Source organism: Lelliottia wanjuensis (assembly GCF_030238365.1).
GTDB lineage: Bacteria > Pseudomonadota > Gammaproteobacteria > Enterobacterales > Enterobacteriaceae > Enterobacter > Enterobacter wanjuensis.
Genome location: NZ_JASSOT010000062.1, coordinates 172,514 through 187,392, shown reverse-complemented (window position 1 = coordinate 187,392; position 14,879 = coordinate 172,514). Strand labels below are relative to the sequence as shown.

Sequence of the window (14,879 nt, the reverse complement as noted above, 5' to 3'; positions counted from 1 at the left end):
CTCCCGTAGGCCCGGATCGCTGCGCGCCACCGGGCAAACCGATGGGGCAAAACAAGCGAGCAACTGGCATGTCAAAATCCATACAGAGCAATAGCGCGGTGCTGGTCCATTTCACCCTGAAACTGGACGACGGTTCTACCGCAGAATCGACCCGCAATAACGGCAAGCCTGCGCTGTTCCGCCTGGGTGATACCTCTCTTTCGGAAGGTCTGGAGCAGCAGCTGCTCGGGCTGAAAGAGGGCGAGAAAAAAGCCTTCTCCCTGGAGCCTGATGCGGCGTTTGGCGTGCCGACCCCGGATCTGATCCAGTATTTCTCGCGCCGTGAATTCATGGACGCGGGCGAGCCGGAAATCGGCGCGATTATGCTCTTTACCGCAATGGATGGCAGCGAAATGCCTGGCGTGATCCGTGAAATCAATGGCGATTCCATCACCGTCGATTTCAACCATCCGCTGGCCGGGCGTACCGTCCATTTTGATGTTGAAGTGCTGGAGATCGACCCGGCACTGGAGGAAGTGAATGCAGATCCTGTTGGCTAACCCGCGCGGTTTCTGTGCCGGAGTAGACCGCGCTATCAGCATTGTTGAAAACGCGCTGGAGATTTACGGCGCGCCGATTTATGTCCGTCATGAAGTGGTTCACAACCGCTATGTGGTCGACAGCCTGCGCGAGCGCGGCGCAATCTTTATCGAGCAGATCAGCGAAGTGCCCGACGGCGCGATCCTGATCTTCTCGGCGCACGGCGTCTCTCAGGCGGTGCGTAACGAAGCGAAAAGCCGTGACCTGACGGTCTTCGACGCCACCTGTCCATTAGTGACCAAAGTCCATATGGAAGTCGCCCGCGCCAGCCGCCGTGGCGAAGAGTCGATTCTGATTGGTCACGCCGGTCACCCGGAAGTCGAAGGGACCATGGGCCAGTACAGCAACCCGGAAGGGGGCATGTATCTGGTCGAATCGCCGGACGACGTGCTGACGCTTAACGTCAAAAACGAAGCCCGTCTGTCGTTCATGACCCAGACCACGCTCTCGGTGGATGACACCTCTGATGTTATCGACGCTCTGCGCAGCCGCTTCCCGAAAATTGTCGGGCCGCGCAAAGACGACATCTGCTACGCCACTACTAACCGTCAGGAAGCGGTGCGCGCCCTGGCCGAGCAGGCGGATGTGGTGCTGGTGGTCGGTTCCAAAAACTCCTCCAACTCTAACCGTCTGGCCGAACTGGCGCAGCGCATGGGGAAAGCGGCGTTTCTGATCGACGACGCTACCGATATCCAGGAAGCCTGGGTGAAAGACGCGACCTGTGTCGGCGTGACCGCCGGCGCCTCTGCGCCGGATATTCTGGTGCAGAACGTGATTAAGCGTTTGCAGGAACTGGGCGGTGGCGAAGCGGTGCCGCTGGAAGGCCGCGAAGAGAATATCGTCTTCGAAGTGCCGAAAGAGCTGCGCATCGACGCGAAAGAAGTCGAATAATCCCCTCGGTTTTAAACATGCCGGTCCCGTAAGCGACCGGCATTTTTTTGTCTGATTACCTGTGATTAACCCGACAGTTCCTCCCTCCTGGTCTCAGGTTAATCGTTTAATCTGATAGGCTGATCGTGCCGTTCTCCTTGGGCCGGAGAGAAACATGAATCCTGATATTATCCTGCCACCCCAGGTGGCATGGGCCAGCGGCGCGTTCGCCAATGGTCCTCTTATCCGCAAAGCCACGCGCGTGGGCGATCTGACGGGTGTGTTCAGCGATACGCTCGCCTGGCAGCAGCGCGATCCAAACGATATCGTGTATAGCGTGGAAATGCTCGACTCCCCGGCGCAAGCGGGGGCGCTGTATGTCGGCGTAACCCATCTCAATGCCGGGAAAATTGGCGACGAGTTTTATATGACGCGCGGCCATTTTCATAAACAGCGGGAGCAGGGCGAAGTCTATTTCGGGCTGAGTGGGGAAGGTTTGCTGCTACTGCAGACGGAGCAGGGTGAAGCGCGGCTGGAACGCGTCGCGCCAGGCTCGGTCCACATTATTCCTCCCTTCACCGCGCACCGCTTAATCAACACCGGAACAGAAACGCTCTCATCATTAGCCGTCTGGCCGACGGTGGCCGGGCACGATTACGCCGCGCTGGCAGGCGGTTTCGCGCTTCGCGTTTTTGCCTCAGCCGATGGCTGGGAGGTTGGAAATGGATAAGTTCGGGCTGGATATGACTATCACTCATCAGCCGCTCGGTTTCAGCTACGGCGACGACGTCACAGGGCCGATGCCGGAGATCCGCACGCTGGATCAAATTCGTCCGTCGCTGCGCAACCCTGACTGCACCGGGCCGGAGCAGGTCTATGCCATCGCGATGGACGTCGCGCGGATGGCGAATCGCCAGGAGCTGGAAAAACGGATGCTGCTGTTCGGTGTTGTGACCTATGCCGCCGGGACGCTGGGCGATGAACCGGTGCGCAGCCAGGGGCATGTGCATCGTATCAGCCAGCACAGCGGCTGGTCGCCGCCGGAGCTGTACGAGATCTGGCAGGGCAAAGCGATTATCTACATGCAGGAAAGGGTCGAGGACGATCCGGGGCGCTGTTTCGCGGTGCTCGCCGGGCCAGGCGATAAAGTGCTGGTCCCACCGGGATGGGGGCACGCCACCATCTCCGCTTCGCCCGATGTACCGCTGACGTTCGGCGCGTGGTGCGACCGGGAGTACGGGTTTGAATACGACGCGGTTCGCGCGCGCAAGGGGCTGGCCTGGTATCCGCTGGTGCAAGGGAATCACGTTATCTGGCAGCACAACCCTCACTATCAGCCGGGGCGGCTGCAGACCATCACGCCGCGTCGTTACAGCGAGTTTGGTATTACCGACGCGCCGATTTATCAGCAGTTTATTGATGATCCGGCGCGCTTCCAGTTTATCTCCCGCCCGGATCGAGCCGCGGAGCTGTGGCAGAATTTCCATCCATAAACAGTGTAAACGTAGGCCCGGTAAGCGAAGCGCCACCGGGCATTAAACCGCACGAACCTGACCTTTTGCCGGGTGGCGGCTACGCCTTACCCGGCCTACAAAACCCGCTCCACGGCTCCTGTCTTCACGCAAACAACCCACTCGCCACGCCCGCGGCCGCCAGAACCAGCAGCAACACCATCGCTTTCACCGGCGACACGCCGCGTTTCGCCATCAGATACCAGGTCCCAAGCACCACAATCAGCGGCAACAGCTGCGGGAAAATCCCGTCGAGCATCTGCTGCACATGGATGTTCACGCCGTCTTTGGTGATGAACTCCAGCCCGGTGCCGAGCTTCACGTAGCTCGCCGCCACGCCGCCCATGACGAACACGCCCAGCAGCGACAGGGCTTCACGCAGGCGAGTCGATTTGCTGCTGACCAGCATCTCCACCGACCCCGAGCCCATCTGATAGCCCTTGAGGAACAGATACCAGGAGCCCGGAATGATGATCGCCAGCCACGCGACGGTGTAAAACAGCGGGCCGAGAATATTGCCGCCCGCCGCCAGCGCCATCCCGATGCTGAGCAGGATTGGGATCAGCATGCCGGGGATCATCGAATCGCCGATCCCGGCGATCGGCCCCATCAGCCCGACTTTGAGGGTGTTAATGGTCTCGCCGTCGATCGGTTCGCCGTTGGCTTTTTTCTCTTCCAGGCCCAGCGCCATTCCGTTGACGATCGCGCCGATTTGCGGCTCGGTGTTGTAGAACGACGCATGGCGACGCAGCATCTCCTTGCGCTGAGTGGCATCCGGATAGAGTTTTTTCGCCACCGGGAGCATGCTCAGACAGAAGCCGAACGATTCCAGACGCTCAAAACTCATCGACGACAGGTTATGCATCATCCACGCGCGCCAGCAGCGGCGCAGATCTTTGCGGGTTAATTTACGCTCTTCCATCAGAATTCATCCTCATCGTCGTCAACCCGGCGTGCAGCCACCGCCTGCGGGGCTTCCGGTTTGTAGTTGTAGTGGATCAGCGCCAGTAGGCTGCCGACGATCACCAGCGCCACCATGTTCAGCTTCAGGAAAACGATGCAGATAAAGCCGACGAGGAAGTAGATCAACATGGTGTAATTTTTAATGATCTGTTTCAGCAGAATGGCGATCCCCACCGCAGGCAAAATCCCGCCCAGCACGTTCATGGTGGAGAGCACGATTTTCGGCAGGCTGTCCATAAACCCGCTGATGTACTGCGCGCCGAAATAGACCGCGATAAAGGTCGGCACAAAGCGCAGGACAAAGTTCATCGCCTGTGGCCCGATGGCGCTGTTGAAGTAGATCCCGCGCTCATCGCCTTTCTCCAGCGCCACATCGGCGCGGTGGTTCCAGTACGAGTTCAGCACCATCATCGCGTTGAACAGAATGGTTCCGGCGATGCCGATGGTCGCCGCCAGCGCGACGGCCACCTCCGGCCCTTTTCCGGAGAGAATGCCCAGCGCAATGGCAGGGTAGGCGACGAAGTTCAGATCCGCAGGCATCGAGCCGCCCGGCGTGACCATCGCAATATAAACCGCCTGCACCGCCACGCCGATCATGATCCCGGTTTTCACATCCCCCAGAATCAGACCGACCAGCATGCCGGAAACCAGCGGACGGGAAATCAAATACCAGCCGCCGGTCAGGCCCAGCAGCCACGGGCTGCTGAGTGCGCCGAGATAGCACAGCAGCCCTATTAATGACGCTTCGATAATCATTCTGCGCTCCTCATTTCAGCTTCTGGCGGGCGTCCTGCCAGGTGTAAAAGCTGGCATCCGGCACGAGGCGAAACTCAACGTTATGCCCCTGCGCCGTCAGCCACTCAAACGCGGCAGCTTCGTCGGTGGTGACCGACTGATTCGGGCCGATGGTGGTGGTATTGGCGCGGGCGCTCATGGGCCCGACGTTGATTTTGCCGTTGCTGTTTTTCAGGCTAATACCCGCCTGCTCGAGACGCTGCAGGGTGACGGGCGATTTGCCAATCACGAAATAGCGTTTCTCGCTGGCAATCACCTTCGGCAGTTTTTCGATGGCGGTGGCGGTATCGAACAGCCACACTTTGGTGTCGGAGACCGCCCCTTTCATCACTGAGGAGAGCAGCGGATCGGCCGCGACGGCGTCGTCAATGGCGACGATACCGTCACAGGGCAGCTCTTTGGCCCAGCGCGTGATGAGCTGCCCGTGGATCACCCGGTCATCAATGCGTACAAATGAAATACTCATAGCATGCTCCTTAAAAGTCATCTGACTGCGCTGAGACGACAGGTTTTGCCTGAATCAACGTAGGATGGGTCAGTTCAATCAGTCGGGCCGCCGCGATATTCACGTCGGGCAGGTGCGCCACGTCGTCGGTCTGCAGCAGCATCGGGAAATTCACTCCGGCCACCACGGCGACCGGCGGCTGGGTGTGGGGATTAAAGGCGGCCTCGCAGGCCACGTTCCACGGCGTGCCGCTCTGCATATCGCACAGTACCAGCACCCCGTCGGCCTGTGCGCTGGCCGCTTCCAGCGTCGCGGTAAACTCGCGGCGAAACCCTTCGATGCCCGCCTGTTCCGTCAGGCACACTGCCTGAACATGAGGAAGCTCGCCATATACCATCTGCCCGCTTTGCAGCAGCGCGCTGGCCAGCGGCCCGTGGGTGGCGACAATAAACCGGATCATGATTACCCCCTTACCCAGGCTTTGATGGTGGCGAGCGGTTTACCGGAAGTTTCACCGGACGGTGAGATGCGGTATTCGCCGACATCTGCCGGGATGATAAAGGTCTCGGCGTAACGCACGGTGAAAGGAGCAAAGGCGCCGCTCGGGCTGTCGACGATGGCTCGATCGCCTTCCACCAGATTGAGCACGTTGACGCCGCCGTGGGTGTGATGCACGACCGGGGCGCTAAACCAGTGGCGACGCGTTTCGATAAATTCGCGCTCGTGCAGACCGGTGCGCTCCTCCCGCCAGCCTTCGCCCTCGGCAATCGGCTCCACCTGATTCACCAGATGCTGATGCACCCACTGGGTATCGCGCTGCCAGTCGATGACCTTCTCGCCGTGATCGAGATGCACCGGGCGCGGCAGACCGTCCATGCCCAGGCGGCCCCAGTCCCACAGCTTGAAGGTGAAGATATACGGCGTGGCGCTGATCTCCAGCACCATCGTCCCGGTACCGGAACAGTGAACGGTTCCTGCGGGGATCAGGAAATGATCGTGCTTCTTCGCCGGGATCTGATTCACAAAGCGCGCATCATCAAACGGCTGCTCACCGCGACCGGCGCTTCGGAGGTTATCGAGCATCGCCTGCGGCTCAGTGCCGGTTTTGGTCCCGAGATAGACCATCGCGCCCGGCTCCGCTTCCAGAATGTAGTAGCTCTCATCCTGGGTATAGTGCATGCCAAACTGCTGCTGGATGTACTCGGTCAGCGGATGCACCTGGAAACTGAGGTTCTGCCCGCCGATGGTATCGAGAAAATCGAAGCGAATCGGGAACTCGGCGCCAAAGCGCGCGTGGACTTTTTCACCCAACAGCGCGCGAGGCTCGAGCAACACCAGGTCCTGAGAGGGGATCTCGATCCGCACCGCGCCAAAACGCAGTAACAGGCTGTTCTCCTCGGGCACACAGTCAAAACACCATGCGTAATTGGGCGCGGAGGGATCGAGATCGAATTTTTGCTTCATCCACTGGCCGCCCCATACGCCGGGGTCGAAGAAGGGGACGACGCGAAACGGCTGCTGCGTGGTTTGCTTGAGTCCGGCACGCAGCGCGTCGCCGGTGACCATCGCCGGGCTGTCGGCACGGGTGGTATCCAGCAGGAAATCGGCGCGTTTGAGAAGCGGGGTTTTATGGCGGTCGAACACGCGCCACTCGACAAAGAACGCCCGCTTGTAGCGCCTGAGCATGTCTTCGCTCTGATTCTCTGCGCCCCAGTTATCCAGCTCGCCGCTGCGCATCCGCTGCTGGATCTCCCAGCGCGGCAGATCCGCATACACCAGCACATCACCCGGATGCACCAGCGCCGCACCGGGGCCGTAAATCACGATCAGCCCGTCAGGGGCGTTGCTGACCTGTTCTTTCAGCGCAGCCAGCTTTTGCGGATCGATAAACTCGCTGAGCTGATGGCAGGAGAGCACCCCAAAGACGCGGTCATCCGTGAGGTTGCGCGCCAGAAGCTGATGCAGGGCCGACTCATCGAGCCGCGCCTGTTCGGCGTTAATCACCAGGGCCGGGTTCAGCGCGCACAGCAGATTTTCTTCCAGTTCGGCCAGGCGAACGCCCGGATAGCAGTCAATCACCAGAACGGTTCGCTGGCCTGTTCTGGCGCGAAGCCGGGCCGTTATCGCTTCCCAGCCCTGCCAGGCGCTGTCGTCGTAGCCTTCAATCTTGAGCGTGGGATATTTTTCGTAGTAGCTCATTTTATCCTCCGTAATCGTTGCTTAAGGTTATTCGATTAACCGCGTTTGAGAAGGGTGGTTAACGCGATTAACCCGCCATTCCAGGCAATGAAAGGGGAAAAAGCGGGCGGAATGTGAAGAGGCTCACAGGGAAAAGTGCAAAAAATAGGTTATTCGATTAATCTGGAATGAAGTCTTAAAGGAGTCACTATGACAGGAATCACGCTGGCCGATGTCGCGAAGCGGGCCGGAGTCTCAACGGCGACGGTCTCGATGGTGTTGTGCAACAAAGGGCGCATTTCACAGGCGACCCGCGAGCGGGTGCTGAAAGCGCTGGATGAATCGGGCTACGTCTATAACCAGACGGCGGCCAACCTGCGCAATCGCAGCAGCAATCAGGTCGGACTGCTGCTGCACGATATCACCAACCCTTTTTACGGGGAGATGACGGCGGGATTAAGCCACGAAATGGAGCGTCACGATCTGATGCTGTTCCTGGCGAACAGCGAAGAGTCGTCCCAGCGGCAGCAGAAATTTGTCGATTCTCTGATGCGCAATAACGTCGGTGGAATGGTGCTGTGCGCGGCCCGGGAAACGCCGCAGGCCTTTTTCGACGGCCTGAAGCGGCGCAACATTCCGGCGATTATGGTGGTGCGCCCGCTCAACGATCCTGATTTCGATTTTGTCGGGACGGATAACTTCCTCGGCACACAAATGGCGACCGAACATCTGCTGCGGATGGGGCATCGCCAGATTGCGTTTATCGGTGGCAGCCAGAATTCCGGCTCGCGGGCGCAGCGTATCGGCGGCTTTACCAGCCAGCTGCTGGAGTATGGCGTCGCGCCAAATCCCGACTGGATCATCACCTCGCAGGCCAGCCAGAGCGACGGGGCACGCGTGGCGGAAACCCTGCTGCGGGACAATCCGCAGATCACGGCGGCCATTTGCTATCAGGATATTGTGGCGCTCGGCGTTATGCAGAGTTTACGCAAACTGGGCCGCGAACCGGGGCGGGATTTTGCGCTGGTCGGCTTCGATGACATCACCGAAGCGGCGCTGGTTCAGCCCGCGCTGACCACGGTATCGGTCGCGGCGAAAGAGATCGGGCGTAAAGCCGGGGAGCTGCTGTTCAGCCGGATTCAGGGCAACGACGAACCGGCAAAACGGATCATCCTGCCACCGGCGCTGGTGGTGCGGGAATCATGCGGTTTTCGCTGATCCTCATGTCTTTTACTGATACTGCTCCCTGTTTATCATAAAATTCTAATTATCGGCGTTTTCAGATAGCAGCATTGCCGAAGGCTGGTTAATCTGAAAACGATTTACATACTTTTAACGTAAGAGAATAACTATGCATGATGCACAGGTACGTGTCGCGATAGCGGGCGCGGGTGGCCGTATGGGCCGTCAGTTAATTCAGGCAGCGCTGCAGTTAGACGGCGTTGCGCTTGGCGCGGCGCTGGAGCGCGACGGCTCTTCGCTTCTGGGAACCGACGCGGGCGAACTGGCGGGCGTAGGCAAGACGGGCGTGACCGTGCAGAGCAGCCTGGAGGCGGTGAAAGACGATTTTGACGTTTTCATCGATTTCACCCGTCCGGAAGGGACGCTACACCATCTTGCGTTTTGCCGTCAGCACGGGAAAGGCATGGTCATCGGCACCACCGGTTTTGACGACGCGGGCAAACAGGCCATCAAAGACGCTTCCCAGGAGATCGCCATTGTCTTCGCGGCTAACTTTAGCGTCGGCGTCAACGTGATGCTCAAGCTGCTGGAGAAAGCGGCCAAAGTGATGGGCGAGTACACGGACATCGAGATTATCGAAGCGCACCACCGACATAAAGTGGATGCCCCGTCCGGTACGGCGCTGGCGATGGGCGAAGCGATTGCTTATGCACTTGATAAGGATTTAAAGGACTGCGCGGTCTACTCTCGCGAAGGGCATACCGGCGAGCGTGTTCCGGGCACTATTGGGTTTGCGACAGTGCGTGCGGGCGACATCGTCGGTGAACATACGGCGATCTTCGCCGATATCGGCGAGCGCGTGGAAATTACCCACAAAGCATCCAGCCGTATGACCTTTGCCAACGGCGCAGTGCGCTCCGCGTTGTGGCTTAAAGCGTTAGATAACGGTCTTTTTGATATGCGAGATGTGCTTAATCTTAACGATTTATAAGTGTTATTACCCATCGTGATGTGGTTATTGCAGTCTTAATTGATTGATTGCACAGGGCAATATATTATTGCCCTTTTATTTTGCCATTTTGGCGTAGTTTCTTTAGCTAAAGGCGTTAAAAATATCATCTTCTCTCAATTTTGTGTTATCGTACTGTAAATTTTGACCATCTGGTCTGGTTTTTATTGCCCCTCACACTCAGATCCCACTAAACTCAGCGTACAAACGTTTTCTAACGTGATTTTGTTGATCTTTTTATGGCTTAAACTCCGTTAATCGTCAAAGGTGCGTAAAATAATAAACAAAAAAGCCATTTTGAGTTGACTTTACCCCTCCAAATCCCCAGAATGCCGCCGTTTGCCGAAAATCCACTGGCAGCAAATTTGCATTGATTCATGACGTCGTTGTGAATTAATATGCAGATAAAGTGAGTGAATATTCTCTGGAGGGTGTTTTGATTAAGTCAGCGCTATTGGTTCTGGAAGACGGAACCCAGTTTATCGGTCGGGCCATAGGGGCAACAGGTTCGGCGGTTGGGGAAGTCGTTTTCAATACTTCAATGACCGGTTATCAAGAAATCCTCACTGATCCTTCCTATTCCCGCCAAATCGTCACCCTTACTTATCCTCATATTGGTAATGTCGGCACCAACGAAGCCGATGCCGAATCTTCCCAGGTCCACGCACAAGGTCTGATTATTCGCGACCTGCCGCTGATTGCCAGCAACTACCGCAACACCGAAGACCTCTCTTCTTACCTGAAGCGTCACAACATCGTGGCGATTGCCGATATCGATACCCGTAAGCTGACCCGTCTGCTGCGCGAGAAGGGCGCACAGAACGGCTGCATCATCGCGGGCGATAACCTGGATGCGGCCCTGGCGCAGGAAAAAGCGAAAGCCTTCCCTGGCCTGAACGGGATGGATCTGGCGAAAGAAGTGACCACCGCGGAAGCTTATAGCTGGACGCAGGGGAGCTGGACGCTGGCGGGCGAACTGCCAGAAGCGAAGAAAGAAGAAGAGCTGCCGTTCCACGTGGTCGCCTACGACTACGGCGCGAAGCGCAATATCCTGCGCATGCTGGTGGACCGCGGCTGCCGCCTGACGGTGGTTCCGGCGAAAACGCCTGCGGACGAAGTACTGAAGATGAACCCGGACGGGATCTTCCTCTCCAACGGCCCTGGTGACCCGGCGCCGTGCGATTACGCGATTGAAGCGATTAAAAGCTTCCTCGAAACCGATATTCCGGTATTTGGCATCTGCCTCGGCCATCAGCTGCTGGCGCTGGCGAGCGGTGCGAAGACCGTTAAGATGAAGTTCGGCCACCACGGTGGTAACCACCCGGTGAAAGATATCGACAACAACACGGTGATGATTACCGCGCAGAACCACGGTTTTGCGGTGGACGAGGCGTCAATGCCTGCCAACCTGCGCGTTACCCACAAGTCGCTGTTCGACCATACCCTGCAGGGTATCCATCGCACCGACAAACCGGCGTTCAGCTTCCAGGGTCACCCTGAAGCCAGCCCAGGCCCGCACGATGCCGCGCCGCTGTTCGATCACTTCATCGAACTTATCGAGCAATACCGTCAGACCGCTAAATAATCAGGAGCCGAGAACAACATGCCAAAACGTACAGATATAAAAAGCATCCTGATCCTTGGCGCTGGTCCGATCGTTATCGGCCAGGCCTGCGAATTCGACTACTCCGGCGCACAGGCGTGTAAAGCCCTGCGCGAAGAGGGTTACCGCGTTATTCTGGTGAACTCTAACCCGGCCACCATCATGACCGACCCGGAAATGGCCGATGCGACCTACATCGAGCCGATTCACTGGGAAGTGGTACGCAAAATTATCGAAAAAGAACGTCCGGACGCCGTGCTGCCAACCATGGGCGGCCAGACCGCGCTGAACTGTGCGCTGGAGCTGGAACGTCAGGGCGTACTGGCCGAGTTCGGCGTGACCATGATTGGTGCCACCGCCGACGCGATTGATAAAGCCGAAGACCGCCGCCGTTTCGACGTGGCGATGAAGAAAATCGGCCTCGACACCGCGCGCTCCGGCATCGCACACACCATGGAAGAAGCGCTGGCGGTTGCCGCTGACGTCGGCTATCCGTGCATCATCCGTCCTTCCTTCACCATGGGCGGCACCGGCGGCGGTATCGCCTACAACCGCGAAGAGTTCGAAGAGATTTGCGAACGCGGTCTGGATCTTTCCCCAACCAAAGAGCTGCTGATTGACGAGTCGCTGATTGGCTGGAAAGAGTACGAGATGGAAGTGGTGCGTGATAAAAACGACAACTGCATCATCGTCTGCTCTATCGAAAACTTCGATGCGATGGGTATCCACACTGGCGACTCCATCACCGTGGCACCGGCTCAGACTCTGACCGACAAAGAGTATCAAATCATGCGTAACGCCTCGATGGCGGTACTGCGTGAAATCGGCGTCGAAACCGGCGGGTCCAACGTGCAGTTCTCCGTGAACCCGAAAAACGGTCGCCTGATTGTTATCGAAATGAACCCGCGCGTCTCCCGCTCCTCGGCGCTGGCCTCCAAAGCGACCGGTTTCCCGATTGCGAAAGTGGCGGCGAAACTGGCGGTGGGTTACACCCTCGACGAGCTGATGAACGACATCACCGGCGGTCGTACTCCGGCGTCGTTTGAACCGTCTATCGACTACGTTGTGACTAAGATTCCTCGCTTCAACTTCGAGAAATTCGCGGGCGCGAACGACCGTCTGACCACCCAGATGAAATCCGTCGGCGAAGTGATGGCGATTGGCCGCACTCAGCAGGAATCCCTGCAGAAAGCCCTGCGCGGCCTCGAAGTGGGCGCGATGGGCTTCGACCCGAAAGTGAGCCTGGATGACCCGGAAGCGCTGACCAAAATCCGCCGCGAGCTGAAAGACGCGGGCGCTGAGCGTATCTGGTACATCGCCGATGCCTTCCGCGCGGGCCTGTCTGTCGACGGCGTCTTCAACCTGACCAACATCGACCGCTGGTTCCTGGTGCAAATCGAAGAGCTGGTGCGCCTCGAAGAGAAAGTGGCAGAGATGGGCATCACCGGTCTCGACGCTGACTTCCTGCGTATGCTGAAACGCAAAGGCTTCGCCGATGCGCGTCTGGCGAAACTGGCGGGTGTACGTGAATCTGAAATCCGCAAGCTGCGCGACCAGTACAATCTGCACCCGGTCTACAAACGCGTGGACACCTGCGCGGCTGAGTTCGCCACCGACACCGCCTACATGTACTCCACGTACGAAGACGAGTGCGAAGCGAACCCGTCCACCGACCGCGACAAAATTATGGTTCTCGGCGGCGGTCCAAACCGTATCGGCCAGGGCATCGAGTTTGACTACTGCTGCGTACACGCCTCTCTGGCGCTGCGCGAAGACGGTTACGAGACCATCATGGTCAACTGTAACCCGGAAACCGTATCGACCGACTACGACACCTCTGACCGCCTCTACTTCGAGCCGGTAACCCTGGAAGACGTGCTGGAAATCGTGCGCATCGAGAAGCCAAAAGGCGTTATCGTGCAGTACGGCGGCCAGACCCCGCTGAAACTGGCGCGCGCGCTGGAAGCAGCAGGTGTGCCGGTTATCGGCACCAGCCCGGATGCGATTGACCGCGCGGAAGACCGCGAGCGTTTCCAGCAGGCGGTTGACCGTCTGAAGCTGAAACAACCGGCGAACGCCACTGTGACCGCGATTGAAATGGCGGTTGAGAAGGCGAAAGAGATTGGCTACCCGCTGGTGGTGCGCCCGTCCTACGTACTGGGCGGCCGCGCGATGGAAATCGTCTACGACGAAGCTGACCTGCGCCGCTACTTCCAGACCGCGGTGAGCGTCTCTAACGATGCGCCGGTGCTGCTCGACCGCTTCCTCGACGACGCGGTAGAAGTGGACGTGGATGCCATCTGCGACGGCGAAATGGTGCTGATTGGCGGCATCATGGAGCACATCGAGCAGGCGGGCGTGCACTCCGGTGACTCCGCGTGTTCTCTGCCAGCCTACACCCTGAGCCAGGAAATTCAGGATGTGATGCGCCAGCAGGTGCAGAAACTGGCCTTCGAGCTGCAGGTTCGCGGCCTGATGAACGTCCAGTTTGCGGTGAAAGATAACGAAGTCTACCTGATTGAAGTGAATCCGCGTGCGGCGCGTACCGTGCCGTTCGTCTCCAAAGCGACCGGGATTCCGCTGGCGAAAGTGGCGGCGCGCGTGATGGCGGGCCAGACGCTGACTCAGCAGGGCGTGACCAAAGAGATCATCCCACCGTACTACTCGGTGAAAGAGGTGGTCCTGCCATTCAACAAATTCCCGGGCGTTGACCCGCTGTTAGGGCCAGAGATGCGCTCCACCGGTGAAGTCATGGGCGTGGGCCGTACCTTCGCGGAAGCTTTCGCCAAGGCACAGCTCGGCAGCAGCTCGACCATGAGAAAGCAGGGCCGTGCGCTGCTCTCCGTGCGCGAAGGCGACAAAGAGCGTGTGGTAGACCTGGCGGCGAAACTGCTGAAACAGGGCTTTGAGCTGGATGCGACCCACGGCACGGCTATCGTGCTGGGTGAAGCCGGTATCAACCCGCGTCTGGTCAACAAGGTGCATGAAGGTCGTCCGCACATTCAGGACCGTATCAAGAATGGCGAGTACACCTACATCATCAACACCACCGCAGGTCGTCAGGCGATTGAAGACTCCAAGCTGATTCGCCGCAGCGCGCTGCAGTACAAAGTGCATTACGACACCACCCTGAACGGCGGTTTCGCGACAGCGATGGCGTTGAACGCGGATGCCACCGAGAAGGTGATTTCGGTGCAGGAAATGCACGCGCAAATTAACAAGTAAGCCGCACCGCGTGTATCCGGCGGGTGGCGCTGCGCTTACCCGCCCTACAAAAACCACATTTCCACCTGTAGGCCGGGTAAGGCGCAGCCGCCACCCGGCAACAAGCCTCTCCGTACTTCTTCAGAGTGTTCTGGTTTTCCATCTCCCGTCAGTCAGTTAGCCTAAAATGGTTAGGTCGATAATTAAATTCAACTGAAAAGCAGGGAGAACACCATGCGAAATAAACTTCTGGCTACCTCAATTTTTGCTGCAGCAGCCCTCTTTACCGTTGCCGGTTGTTCATCCAACCAGGCGGTGAAAACTACCGACGGCAGAACCATCGTCACCGACGGTAAACCGCAGGTCGATGACGATACCGGTCTGGTCTCTTATAAAAACGCGGAAACCGGTAAAACCGAGCAAATTAACCGCGACCAGGTGAAGAACATGAGTGAATTAGATAACTGATTCTCATTCATTTTCTTTATGACAGCGGCACCGTGCCGCTGTCTCTAATCCTTGACGAATATCAATCGTAAC

At 58.1% G+C, this 14,879-nt stretch carries 14 protein-coding genes; 9 read left to right on the top strand and 5 right to left on the bottom strand.

Annotated features, from left to right (window positions below; genetic code table 11):
- The first annotated feature begins 68 nt into the window (after window positions 1-68).
- From fkpB to QQF33_RS13580, 4 genes are all read left to right on the top strand, one after another.
- A complete protein-coding gene (gene fkpB, locus QQF33_RS13595; protein WP_095280714.1) occupies window positions 69-539 on the top strand; it encodes an FKBP-type peptidyl-prolyl cis-trans isomerase in 471 nt (156 codons plus the stop codon).
- The gene (ispH, locus tag QQF33_RS13590) at window positions 520-1,470 is read left to right on the top strand and encodes a 4-hydroxy-3-methylbut-2-enyl diphosphate reductase (protein WP_282491596.1); all 951 of its coding nucleotides are present in this window, start codon (window positions 520-522) and stop codon (window positions 1,468-1,470) included. The genes fkpB and ispH overlap by 20 nt, the downstream gene beginning before the upstream one ends.
- A 154-nt stretch (window positions 1,471-1,624) precedes the next feature.
- Window positions 1,625-2,179, top strand: a complete 555-nt coding sequence (locus QQF33_RS13585) for a glucose-6-phosphate isomerase family protein (RefSeq protein WP_285157966.1) — start codon at window positions 1,625-1,627, stop codon at window positions 2,177-2,179.
- Window positions 2,172-2,942, top strand: coding sequence for a glucose-6-phosphate isomerase family protein (locus QQF33_RS13580; protein ID WP_285157965.1), 771 nt, complete (start codon window positions 2,172-2,174; stop codon window positions 2,940-2,942). The genes QQF33_RS13585 and QQF33_RS13580 overlap by 8 nt, the downstream gene beginning before the upstream one ends.
- A gap of 124 nt (window positions 2,943-3,066) precedes the next feature.
- On the opposite strand, the gene QQF33_RS13575 is transcribed toward QQF33_RS13580, so the two are convergent.
- Genes QQF33_RS13575 through QQF33_RS13555 form a run of 5 tightly spaced genes read right to left on the bottom strand, consistent with a single transcriptional unit; the run spans window position 3,067 to window position 7,362 of the window.
- Window positions 3,067-3,882, bottom strand: a complete 816-nt coding sequence (locus QQF33_RS13575) for a PTS system mannose/fructose/sorbose family transporter subunit IID (RefSeq protein WP_285157964.1) — start codon at window positions 3,880-3,882, stop codon at window positions 3,067-3,069.
- On the bottom strand, window positions 3,882-4,679 hold the full coding sequence (locus QQF33_RS13570) for a PTS mannose/fructose/sorbose/N-acetylgalactosamine transporter subunit IIC (protein WP_202674012.1): 798 nt from the start codon (window positions 4,677-4,679) through the stop codon (window positions 3,882-3,884). The genes QQF33_RS13575 and QQF33_RS13570 overlap by 1 nt, the downstream gene beginning before the upstream one ends.
- Before the next feature lie 10 nt (window positions 4,680-4,689).
- Complete coding sequence (locus tag QQF33_RS13565; RefSeq protein WP_282491601.1) at window positions 4,690-5,184, bottom strand: PTS system mannose/fructose/N-acetylgalactosamine-transporter subunit IIB; 495 nt, start codon at window positions 5,182-5,184, stop codon at window positions 4,690-4,692.
- Between the two features lie 10 nt (window positions 5,185-5,194).
- On the bottom strand, window positions 5,195-5,623 hold the full coding sequence (locus QQF33_RS13560; protein ID WP_285157963.1) for a PTS sugar transporter subunit IIA: 429 nt from the start codon (window positions 5,621-5,623) through the stop codon (window positions 5,195-5,197).
- A gap of 2 nt (window positions 5,624-5,625) precedes the next feature.
- Window positions 5,626-7,362, bottom strand: coding sequence for a class I mannose-6-phosphate isomerase (locus QQF33_RS13555; RefSeq protein ID WP_285157962.1), 1,737 nt, complete (start codon window positions 7,360-7,362; stop codon window positions 5,626-5,628).
- 189 nt (window positions 7,363-7,551) lie between these two features.
- On the opposite strand from QQF33_RS13555, the gene QQF33_RS13550 reads away from it, so the two are divergent.
- From QQF33_RS13550 to QQF33_RS13530, 5 genes are all read left to right on the top strand, one after another.
- The gene (locus QQF33_RS13550) at window positions 7,552-8,559 is read left to right on the top strand and encodes a LacI family DNA-binding transcriptional regulator (protein WP_285146037.1); all 1,008 of its coding nucleotides are present in this window, start codon (window positions 7,552-7,554) and stop codon (window positions 8,557-8,559) included.
- A 133-nt stretch (window positions 8,560-8,692) separates the two neighbouring features.
- Window positions 8,693-9,514, top strand: coding sequence for a 4-hydroxy-tetrahydrodipicolinate reductase (dapB, locus tag QQF33_RS13545; RefSeq protein ID WP_285157961.1), 822 nt, complete (start codon window positions 8,693-8,695; stop codon window positions 9,512-9,514).
- 454 nt (window positions 9,515-9,968) lie between these two features.
- Window positions 9,969-11,117 (top strand): glutamine-hydrolyzing carbamoyl-phosphate synthase small subunit, encoded by a 1,149-nt coding sequence (carA, locus tag QQF33_RS13540; RefSeq protein WP_095280725.1) that lies wholly within the window; start codon window positions 9,969-9,971, stop codon window positions 11,115-11,117.
- Window positions 11,118-11,135: 18 nt separating this feature from the next.
- Entirely contained in the window at window positions 11,136-14,360 is a 3,225-nt protein-coding gene (gene carB, locus QQF33_RS13535) for a carbamoyl-phosphate synthase large subunit (RefSeq protein ID WP_282491606.1), read from the top strand.
- A gap of 213 nt (window positions 14,361-14,573) precedes the next feature.
- Window positions 14,574-14,807, top strand: a complete 234-nt coding sequence (locus QQF33_RS13530; RefSeq protein ID WP_095280727.1) for a YgdI/YgdR family lipoprotein — start codon at window positions 14,574-14,576, stop codon at window positions 14,805-14,807.
- Window positions 14,808-14,879 lie beyond the last annotated feature (72 nt).

What these genes read in the sequence shown, in the direction of transcription:
- QQF33_RS13530 (WP_095280727.1), top strand. Translation starts at nt 14,574, where the DNA reads ATGCGAAATAAACTTCTGGCTACCTCAATTTTTGCTGCAGCAGCCCTC.
- QQF33_RS13585 (WP_285157966.1), top strand. Translation starts at nt 1,625, where the DNA reads ATGAATCCTGATATTATCCTGCCACCCCAGGTGGCATGGGCCAGCGGC.
- fkpB (WP_095280714.1), top strand. Translation starts at nt 69, where the DNA reads ATGTCAAAATCCATACAGAGCAATAGCGCGGTGCTGGTCCATTTCACC.
- QQF33_RS13550 (WP_285146037.1), top strand. Translation starts at nt 7,552, where the DNA reads ATGACAGGAATCACGCTGGCCGATGTCGCGAAGCGGGCCGGAGTCTCA.
- QQF33_RS13555 (WP_285157962.1), bottom strand. Translation starts at nt 7,362, where the DNA reads ATGAGCTACTACGAAAAATATCCCACGCTCAAGATTGAAGGCTACGAC.
- QQF33_RS13580 (WP_285157965.1), top strand. Translation starts at nt 2,172, where the DNA reads ATGGATAAGTTCGGGCTGGATATGACTATCACTCATCAGCCGCTCGGT.
- QQF33_RS13560 (WP_285157963.1), bottom strand. Translation starts at nt 5,623, where the DNA reads ATGATCCGGTTTATTGTCGCCACCCACGGGCCGCTGGCCAGCGCGCTG.
- QQF33_RS13570 (WP_202674012.1), bottom strand. Translation starts at nt 4,679, where the DNA reads ATGATTATCGAAGCGTCATTAATAGGGCTGCTGTGCTATCTCGGCGCA.
- dapB (WP_285157961.1), top strand. Translation starts at nt 8,693, where the DNA reads ATGCATGATGCACAGGTACGTGTCGCGATAGCGGGCGCGGGTGGCCGT.
- ispH (WP_282491596.1), top strand. Translation starts at nt 520, where the DNA reads ATGCAGATCCTGTTGGCTAACCCGCGCGGTTTCTGTGCCGGAGTAGAC.
- QQF33_RS13575 (WP_285157964.1), bottom strand. Translation starts at nt 3,882, where the DNA reads ATGGAAGAGCGTAAATTAACCCGCAAAGATCTGCGCCGCTGCTGGCGC.
- carB (WP_282491606.1), top strand. Translation starts at nt 11,136, where the DNA reads ATGCCAAAACGTACAGATATAAAAAGCATCCTGATCCTTGGCGCTGGT.
- QQF33_RS13565 (WP_282491601.1), bottom strand. Translation starts at nt 5,184, where the DNA reads ATGAGTATTTCATTTGTACGCATTGATGACCGGGTGATCCACGGGCAG.